This window comes from Psychromonas sp. (assembly GCF_983033635.1).
On the sequence record NZ_CEZLMY010000238.1, the window covers coordinates 1 to 4,204 of the forward strand.

Below are 4,204 nucleotides of genomic sequence, written 5' to 3' on the forward strand. Positions count from 1 at the left end.
GAATTAAAACCTAATGGTCAAGTTAAACGCGTTTTAGTTATGCGTAATAATAAAAGAATTGGTAATATTTTATTTCTTATTACCTTTGTTTGCCAAGTCCGACTTGCCTACTCAACTCAGGCTAAGCAAATCAACACAGTGCAGCTGTTTTCGCGTATTTCTGCGTTAAATCAGCGACTACTAATAGCCAGCTATTGCTACGCTGATTTGCTTTGAACTGCACAAAACTATCAACATTGTATGATATAAAAACTTAACTCCATGATATTAAATAGTATTGCACTTTCATCATCCCGAGCTGAGGTTAATCAAATTGCTATTAGTGCAAAGCATTTTATGAATTAAGTATTATGCGTTCCGTGCGGCCAATTTCTTACCAATAATTAATATCGGCGCAAGAATGCAAATGCAGATCACGAACCACTGGAAATTATTTACCCCGGCTATTGCGGCCGTCTGGGTTTTTAATTGCCCGCTTAGCAGTGCGGCAACTCGGGCTGGTGTCGCTTCCTGCATGCCGTTTTGCAGGACCTGAACCATCGCATTTTGATATTTAATAAAGGCATTATTGCTTGCATTAAAGTTTTCACCCAGCACATTTACCACGCTAGAGACCTCTTTGCTCATTAAACGGGAGAGCAGAGCCACCCCCGCAAGACCACCTAGTGTCCTGAAAAGATAAAAGTAACTGACTCCTTGAGGTATATGCTTTTTATCAAAGCTGGAAAGAATAGAGATAGTCACGGTAACATTGAGAACGCCGACACCAAAACCGCGTAATAACAGCGCCAGCCACATATCACTTTCACCGCTATAGGCATTGCTGCTGGAAAGGAATGCACTGGAAATCAGAATCATCAGTACCCCTATTGGGACGACCATATCCGATTTTAAGCGCGGATGATTGCTGATCCAAATACTAACCAGCAGTCCCAGTAGCATAGTGCTGAACGCGGGAATCTGGATCCATCCCAGCTCACTGTGGCTGTACTTCAACACTCCGGCAAGGTAACTGCCAATCAGCATAGAAGTGCCTAACACGGCAAATCCAGCCAGCGCACCATTGTACATAGAGACTTTATTCTTTGCTGAAAGCAGCACATCGGATCGAATGTATTCGCCGTTTCCCCAATGTTTTTTGATGGCAAAAACACAAAGCAGCAGCAGACCGGCAGTTATCATGGCGGCGTCAATGATCACCGGGCTGTCAAACCAGTTGTAAAACTGGCCGCGCATCAGCACAAATACCACACCGGAGATGGCTGCTGTCATTAAGCAAGCCTGGATCAGATTGAGTGTGACAGGCTGTTTCTGATCTTTACAAGGGAAGGGGCGTAACCAGATCCAGCATAAAAAGATAATGTAAAAAATGATCTGCACAGCGAAAGAAAATTGCCAAAGACTGCTTTCAGCCAGCTCGGCTAAAATCCATGGGTATACCCCAAAAGGTAAAAGGGTGGTCATCAGCAGCATACTGCCTTCAGCATAAGCGATATCTCTGATTGTTAAATTTCGCAGTACCAAGACTTGTGCCGCGACGATCATTGCGCTGGCGGCAATACCGTGGCCAATCCATGCCAAATAATGTAATACAGCTGCAGTTGTAAAAGCACTTATTATGGCACTGAGTAAACCGATAATAACACCGGCAATCAGTAAGCGGATGGCGCCAAAGCGATAAGTTAACCAAGAGGCAAAAGGCAGCATTAGCAACTGCGCCATGATATAGAGTATATTGAACCAGGATCCATCATCAGCCGATAAACCCAGTGCCCCAGCCATCTCTGCAGAACTGGCGTTATAGATGGCTGAGGTGATACCAAACGGGATCATTAGCAGCGATAGCAGCAAGATAAGTTCATAACGGCGATTCATAGTTACACCCCTACATTACGAGGGCTTACAGCGTTATTTGCGTGAATAATAACTTCGGCGGAAAGTCCAGGAACGACACGTCCTTTAAGCCCGGCAGGGATCTGCAAGGCAATTTTCACTGCAACGCGCTGCACCACTTTGACGAAGTTACCTGTGGAATTATCAGGTGGAAGCAAGCTAAATTGGCTGCCGGTAGAGGGGGAGATACTAGTCACAATGCCTTTGATCTGTGTATCAGGGAACATGTCCAGTAGCACATCCACTTTCTGCCCTGGTTTTACATTGGTCAGCTGGGTCTCTTTATAATTCGCTTGTAACCACAGATCATCGACGGGCACTATCGCCAGAATACCAGCACCCGCTTTAACAAACTTACCCGCTTGCAGGGAGCGATTGCCCACTATACCAGTGATTGGCGCGCGTATTTTAGTGTCTTCCAGTGCAAGTTCAGTCAGTGCAAGCCCAGCTTTGGCCTGCTGTTGCTGGGCGATAATTTGCGAATGCTCACTATGTAAGGTTTTAAGCTGTTGCTTAGCTGCCGCTAGCGTGAATTTTCCTGCTTCTAGGTTGGCACTGGTTTTGATTGTGGTGGTTTTTTGTAAGTCGTGTTTGGTCTTACTGATAGCGCCAGTTTTTACCAGCTTGGAATAACGCAGTAACTCTCTTTTTTGTAATTCATTTTCTGCTTTTAGCATATCGAGGTGAGCGGCCGCTTCTTGGATCTTCAGCTGCTGTAAATTTATTCGTGCCAGATTATTATCTAATGTCGCTTCTGATGCAGCCAAGGCTGCCTGTGCCTGATCTCGATGAGCGATATAATCTCGGTTATCTATGGTTGCCAGTAGTTCACCAGCTTCAACTAACTGATTATCAGTGACAAATATTTTCGTAATACGGCCGGAGGCTTCAGCGCTTATCTGCGTGATCTCAGCATGAACATAAGCATTTTCAGTTTTTACTTGATCGGCTTTTGGGGCAAAGGCGTTATAGAGCACCCCTGCAGAAACGGCTAAGGCCAAGGTGACCACAACAGCTTTGATTTTTGTCTTCATATCTTATATCCTCACTTATCATACAACTTTGTACCGTACTGTACGGTACGATAGCTCATCGGCTATATATTGATCAAGTAATATTTGCTGTTAAGCCGAGAAATATAGGTCAAAAGAGTCAATCGCAGTTATCTGCTATGGATATCGTGCTGCCTTTAAAAGGTGCTAACCGTAATATCATAGAAGAGCGTGGGTATAAATTGCATATATTGCATGTTATGAAACGAACTGTTCTAATATAGCGAAAAAAGAGGTAGTTATGCGTCCATCAACCCTAATAAAGCGCCAAAACATTATTGCGGTAGCAACCAAGCTGTTTTTCGAGCAAGGTTATCCTGAAACCAGTCTGGATCAAATAATCGAACAATGTGGAGGCTCAAAACAGACCCTGTATCGTTATTTTGGTGACAAAAAGGGGATTTTGGTCGAAGTCATTACCCAATGTACCGAAGAGATGGAAGCCGTATTTCAGTTTGAATCTGACTGCGATATCCCGCTGTTCGAGCAGTTAACTCAGTTTGCTCGTGAATATATTAAGACCCTTTGTGCGCCGGAATTTATTAATATGTACCGAGTTGTAGTCGCTGAATCACGCCACGATAAAGAACTGGCTGAATTTTTCTTGTCCCGTGGCCCGCAACATTTTCGTCATATTCTTATTGATTTTCTGCTTAGCCAGGTTGAGCTGGGGAAACTTAAGTTAGATGATCCTAAATTGGCCAGCATTCAGTTGCTGGGGCTGCTAAAAGGTGATTATTTTCAGGAAGCGTTAGTAGGCATCGCGACCCCAAGCGAGCAGGAAATAAAGCAATACGCAGATCAGGCCGTGAAATGTTTTTTACAAGGATGCAGTGCATAAATATATAATGACATAGCTGATGCGCTTCTCCAGTCTATGATCCATTTACAATTAAGATTTTGCCTAGCTCCATCGGAGGTTGCACCAGCCGTTATCTGATTCCATCTGTTAACTTGTAAACCTCCATATTACTGTTTTTTCTTTGCCACGTGATATCGGTAATAATATCAGGCAGCCCTTCCTGTCGTTTCTGCATCTCTGTTGATACTTTCGCAGACGGTATGCAGCAAAGAGTTAACCAAGCTCTTTGTGTGTATCAGCCCGGTAAAATTATGCTATTGTTTTTTATGTGAGTATTCATATTAGTTTGTTTAACAAGAACTATTATGGCTTTACTTTTACTAACCCGCGAATTGCAGGCTAGCACCTGCGGGAAGTCATTATATCTAGCTAATAAAAAAGGGGGATAATTGGAAAT

The 4,204-nt window shown here is 43.6% G+C and carries 4 protein-coding genes; 2 read left to right on the forward strand and 2 right to left on the reverse strand.

Features of this window, described 5'->3' with window-relative positions; all coding sequences use genetic code 11:
• A partial coding sequence (locus AC4GME_RS17685) for a hypothetical protein (protein WP_490379929.1) occupies positions 1 to 216 on the forward strand: 216 nt, incomplete at its 5' end.
• A 132-nt stretch (positions 217 to 348) separates the two neighbouring features.
• Here the strand turns inward: AC4GME_RS17685 and AC4GME_RS17690 are convergent.
• Complete coding sequence (locus AC4GME_RS17690; RefSeq protein WP_490379930.1) at positions 349 to 1,875, reverse strand: MFS transporter; 1,527 nt, start codon at positions 1,873 to 1,875, stop codon at positions 349 to 351.
• 2 nt (positions 1,876 to 1,877) lie between these two features.
• Positions 1,878 to 2,927 carry an HlyD family secretion protein gene (locus AC4GME_RS17695; RefSeq protein WP_490376692.1) on the reverse strand — a complete coding sequence of 350 codons (1,050 nt, stop codon included), beginning with the start codon at positions 2,925 to 2,927 and terminating at the stop codon, positions 1,878 to 1,880.
• A 259-nt stretch (positions 2,928 to 3,186) separates the two neighbouring features.
• Here AC4GME_RS17695 and AC4GME_RS17700 point away from each other — a divergent pair, with 259 nt between their 5' ends.
• Positions 3,187 to 3,786, forward strand: a complete 600-nt coding sequence (locus AC4GME_RS17700) for a TetR/AcrR family transcriptional regulator (protein ID WP_490376691.1) — start codon at positions 3,187 to 3,189, stop codon at positions 3,784 to 3,786.
• Positions 3,787 to 4,204: the final 418 nt, after the last annotated feature.

Bases quoted from the DNA above. Each gene is read 5' to 3' on its own strand.
- AC4GME_RS17700 (WP_490376691.1), top strand. From the start codon at position 3,187: ATGCGTCCATCAACCCTAATAAAGCGCCAAAACATTATTGCGGTAGCA.
- AC4GME_RS17695 (WP_490376692.1), bottom strand. From the start codon at position 2,927: ATGAAGACAAAAATCAAAGCTGTTGTGGTCACCTTGGCCTTAGCCGTT.
- AC4GME_RS17690 (WP_490379930.1), bottom strand. From the start codon at position 1,875: ATGAATCGCCGTTATGAACTTATCTTGCTGCTATCGCTGCTAATGATC.